We start from the raw sequence: 4,375 nt of genomic DNA, 5'->3' as shown, positions 1-4,375 counted from the left end.
CCGGGCTTGTTTTGTTCTCTGGTAGAGCAGAACAGGCTCAGGGCTACTGAAAGCCCGCTCCGTACCGCTTAGCGGTCGGAGTCGGGTAGTTTACGTGGATCCGAAAGATCTCGATGCGCTCGTTGATGTTGGGGAGATCCACGAAGAAAATCTCGTCAAAACGGCCCTTGCGCAGGAATTCACCCGGCAGACGGTCCACACGGTTGGCGGTGGCCATGACAAAGACCGGCGAGCGTTTCTCCTGCATCCAGGTCAGGAAGGAGCCAAAGATGCGGCTGGAGGTGCCCCCGTCAGAATCGCTGGAGCCTGCTGATCCAGCAAAGGCTTTGTCCAGCTCGTCGATGAAAAGGATGGCAGGGGCGAGAGATTCAGCAGTTCGCAGGGCACTGCGCAGATTCGCTTCCGATTTGCCCACCATGGAGCCATCATAAACGCGGCCCATGTCCAGACGCAGCAGGGGCAGGCCCCAGAGACGGGCAGTGGTCTTGGCGATCAGCGACTTACCGCAGCCGGGTACGCCCAGGATCAGCATCCCCTTAGGCTGGGGCAGTCCATAGGCGCGGGCCCGCTCAGTGAAGGCCTCAGAACGTTGCAGCAGCCAGCGCTTCAGCTCTTCCAGACCGCCAACGGCGTCGATGGTCTCGTCCTCTTCGATAAACTCGAGAATGCCGTTGCGCCGGATCAGTTGCTTCTTCTCAGAGAGGATGATGTCTACTTCTACCTCGGTGAGGCGACCATGCATCACCACAGCCTTGCGGTAGACTTTCTCTGCTTCGTCTTGTGTCAGGCCCAGGGCTGCCTTGAGCAACTTTTCGCGGGTATCAGGAGCCAAAGGCAGGGAGCGCGGGATCTGCTCCAGCTGGCGGTTGAGGGCGCGCTCCAATGTGGCCATGTCCGGCAGGGGGAAGTCCACTACGCAAATGTCTTTCTCCAGCTCGACCGGGATCACCTGCACCGGCGACATGAGCAGGATGGTTTTGTGGGATCCCTTCAGGCTGGCAATAGCATCCCGCAGCCAGCGCTTCACCTCGGTGTTGTCCAAGAAGTCATGTAGGTCTTTGAAGACGCAGATGGCGGGATCCTTTTGCTCCATTACCCACTGGATGGCGGGCTGGGGGGATTGGGTGTTGTGCTGGGTGAGGCTGCGGGGGTTGCCGTATTCGACGATGCCGTGGGTAACTGTCCAAATGAATAGGCGACGCTGAGGCTTAAGGGTGCGGGCAATTGCTGCCAGAGCCGCTTCTGCCCGTTCCTCCTCTGGAGTCAGCAGGTACAGCAGTGGGTATTGAGCTTGAATGAGGATGCTTAGCTCTTGCATGGGAAACACCAACTGCAGAGGGGAAATTTCAGGAGCCGCCAGAACGGTTGAAAAATGGGGTTCGAGTTGCCTAGGTATTGGATTGCACTTGGGAGTACGCCCTTGTTGGATGGATTTTGAGAGGATTTTAGAAGCCTTCCGTGTTGCTGTCTGCTCCTATCAGCTCAAGTTCCTGAAGGGGGCCCGCTTGGGAGCGTTCTAGCAGGGTACCAGAGCATCCTGCCGTTGCTCTTCCGAGCCAGCAGCCGATCCCCAGTATTCTGGCTCCACCTCTTCAAGGATGGCTTCGGCAGCCGATGTCTGGTGCAGGGAAACCACCTCTCCATCGCGGATAACAAATGGGTGACTACACTTGGGACATTGATGGACACGATAGGCGCTACCTTGTACCCCTTCAATGACCTCTGGGTGAAGCAGATAGAAGGTAATGGCCTTCTCTGCCACTGCCGACATCGGCTCCCGCTCCACGGCAGCCCGAATCTTCAGATTCCGGTGCAGCTCAGGTGAGAGATACAGGGTCACCTTCTGCTTGGACTCTGTGCCTTCCACTACCTCTGGCCGATGATTCATGGCTAACCGCTTTCTTTGAATTGCTTGCCAAACTTGGGGCCTATCATAGCCAGTCTGCCGGCTTGACGGCAAGTTTTTAACAATCTGTAACAAACAATTTTCTTGATGGCCCTCTGTGGATACCTGCGGCTGGGGGAGTAGGCTAGGTGGAAGACAAGGAGCGGAATGTCCAATCCCTATGGAACGCTTGATCAACACCCTCAGCAAAAATTTCTCCAACTGGGGCCGTCGTGCCCTGGTGCAGGCCAGCGATGGTTTGGCCAGCTTGAGAGACACTGCCGTGGATAACGGCAATCTGTTACTCTGCAAGGCTCGCATCGCGTTCGCGGATGCCAGCTTCACCACCCTAAAGGCAATTCGGTCTCGCTTTGGCGCCAGTCGCTGACGGTTGGGCAGAAGCACCCTGCTAGCCGCCCAGATCTTGCAGCCGATAGAGGCTGGCATAGAGCCCGTTGTGGGCCATGAGCTCGGCATGGGATCCCTGCTCTTTGAGTTCCCCCCGCTGCAGAACCAAGATGCGATCCACATCGCGGATGGTGGAAAGGCGGTGGGCGATGATCAGGGCGGTGCGATCCCGCAGCAGGGTGTCTAGAGCGGATTGCAGGAGCGCTTCGGTGCCCACATCCAGGCTGGCCGTGGCCTCATCCAAGACCAAGATTTTGGGATCCCGCCACATGGCCCGCACAAAGCTGATAAGCTGTTTCTGGCCGCTGGAGAGGTTGCTGCCCCGCTCTCGCACAGGGGTGGCGTAGCCTTGGGGCAAATTGCGGAGGAAGTCATGCAGGTTGAGTTGGCGGGCGACCTGCTCCACTGCCGCTAGATCTGCCTTCTCTCCTAGGGTGATGTTTTGCTGGATATCCCCGGAAAACAAAAATCCATCCTGCAGGATTACCCCTAGGTGGCGGTGCAGCTCAGCCTGGGGGAGATCCCGAATATCAACGCCGTCAATGCGAATAGATCCCTGGGTTACGTCGTAGAGACGGCAGAGCAAGCGAATGATGGAGCTTTTCCCGGCTCCCGTCGGCCCCACCAGGGCCACTTTTTCTCCGGGGCGGATGGTGAAGGTGAGGTCTTTGAGCACCCACTCCCCGGGGTTGTAGGCAAACCAGACGTGCTCGAACTGCACCTCTCCTCTGGCATTGGGGGGCAAGTGGCGGGGCTGAGCGGGATCCCGGATGGCAACCGGCAGGCTGAGGATGGCGTCGATGCGCTCGACGGCGGTGAACCCCGCCTGTAGGGCCGTAAACTTTTCGGCCAACTGCCGCAGCGGGTTAAAAAACCGTTGCGAAAAGAGAATAAAGGCGTAGAGGCTGCCAAAGGTGAGGGGTTCCCCGGGCAGGGGCAGGGATCCCGTCCATCCCCCTCCAACTGAGCCCCTACCGGCTGACATCACCTGCTGCCCGCCCACCCAGAGCAAAGCCGCCACGGCCAGCCAAGACACCCACTCCAAAACGGCAGAAAGGGCGGAATCATAGAGGATGGTTTGATCCACTTCCCGGATGTAGCGGCGGTTCATGGTTTGAAAAATCTCGCTATTGAGCCGCTCCCGCCGAAACAGTTGCACCACGGTAATGCCCAAGATGTTCTCCTGGATCCAGGAGTTCAGCTTGGAGAGTTCTTCTCGCACGCGAAAGTTGGCATCGCGAAAGCGGCGCTGCAACTCGAGGACAACGGCGCTGATGGGCAGGACGATCAAGATCAGCAGCAAGCCCAGATCCCAGCGTTGGCTGAGCATGACCACCGCGATCACCCCCAGGGTAAACAGGTCGCTGACGATGCCGACGGCACCGGTGGAAAAGACATCTCCCAGGGCTTCCACATCGTTGGTGATGCGGGTGATCAACTTGCCCACCGGGGTGCGGTCGAAAAACTGAGCCGGCAAGGCCAGAATGTGGGCGAAGAGATCGTCGCGGATGTCGCGGGTCATCAACTGCCCCAGCTTTTGGCTGACATACCCTTCCAGGGCTTGGAAGAGCCAGCGAACCAGTACCGTCAGGATCAACAGCCCCACATAGGGCCAAAGGTCGGAGAGGATCCCGGCCCCACCTCGTTCCAGCGCTCGGGCAATGGGGCCATCCAGAGCCCGCTGCAGAATCAAGGGCTGCACCGCATCCGCCAAGGCCAAAGGGGGCAGAAAGGCCAAGGCCGCCAACACCAGCCTGAGGTGCCGACGGGCATAGGGCCAGAGCAGCCGCAGCAGCCGCCAATCGCTTTCTCGCCGAGGGCGGGGATCCCTACTTAAATCGGTATCGGGGGGAGAGGCGGCAAGGCTCACAGGCTTACACCCGAGAACAACAAAGACGACTCATAGAGAGCAGTAAACTACCCGACTCCGACCGCTAAAGCGGTACGGAGCGGGCTTTCAGTAGCCCTGCAGTTGGCAAGCCAACCACGAACCTCTAGGCTGGTTTACGACAGCCCCCAAAAGCGCAATCACATTCGCACCATTCAAATCCGCATCCCCTTCCCATCCACAGTGCCCACACT

General features: G+C 58.7%; 4 protein-coding genes and 1 pseudogene. 1 reads left to right on the top strand and 4 read right to left on the bottom strand.

The window, feature by feature from the left end; translation table 11 throughout:
• Positions 1-43: 43 nt before the first annotated feature.
• Together ACVWXE_RS14185 and ACVWXE_RS14180 are read right to left on the bottom strand one after the other, a co-directional pair.
• Entirely contained in the window at positions 44-1,318 is a 1,275-nt protein-coding gene (locus tag ACVWXE_RS14185; RefSeq protein WP_457490629.1) for an AAA family ATPase, read from the bottom strand.
• 198 nt (positions 1,319-1,516) lie between these two features.
• Entirely contained in the window at positions 1,517-1,888 is a 372-nt protein-coding gene (locus ACVWXE_RS14180) for a hypothetical protein (protein WP_041436554.1), read from the bottom strand.
• A gap of 178 nt (positions 1,889-2,066) precedes the next feature.
• On the opposite strand from ACVWXE_RS14180, the gene ACVWXE_RS14175 reads away from it, so the two are divergent.
• A complete protein-coding gene (locus tag ACVWXE_RS14175; protein WP_457490628.1) occupies positions 2,067-2,273 on the top strand; it encodes a hypothetical protein in 207 nt (68 codons plus the stop codon).
• A 21-nt stretch (positions 2,274-2,294) separates the two neighbouring features.
• Here ACVWXE_RS14175 and ACVWXE_RS14170 read toward each other — a convergent pair whose 3' ends face one another.
• Together ACVWXE_RS14170 and ACVWXE_RS14165 are read right to left on the bottom strand one after the other, a co-directional pair.
• Positions 2,295-4,163, bottom strand: a complete 1,869-nt coding sequence (locus ACVWXE_RS14170; RefSeq protein ID WP_457490627.1) for an ABC transporter ATP-binding protein — start codon at positions 4,161-4,163, stop codon at positions 2,295-2,297.
• Positions 4,164-4,250: 87 nt separating this feature from the next.
• A pseudogene (locus tag ACVWXE_RS14165) lies at positions 4,251-4,375 on the bottom strand (RNA-guided endonuclease TnpB family protein); the annotation flags it as partial.

This window comes from Thermostichus sp. MS-CIW-41, from assembly GCF_054058915.1.
The sequence above is the reverse complement of the archived record's forward strand: the minus strand, read 5'-3'. Positions and strand labels throughout refer to the sequence as shown.

What these genes read in the sequence shown, in the direction of transcription:
- ACVWXE_RS14175 (WP_457490628.1), top strand. Translation starts at nt 2,067, where the DNA reads ATGGAACGCTTGATCAACACCCTCAGCAAAAATTTCTCCAACTGGGGC.
- ACVWXE_RS14185 (WP_457490629.1), bottom strand. Translation starts at nt 1,318, where the DNA reads ATGCAAGAGCTAAGCATCCTCATTCAAGCTCAATACCCACTGCTGTAC.
- ACVWXE_RS14180 (WP_041436554.1), bottom strand. Translation starts at nt 1,888, where the DNA reads ATGAATCATCGGCCAGAGGTAGTGGAAGGCACAGAGTCCAAGCAGAAG.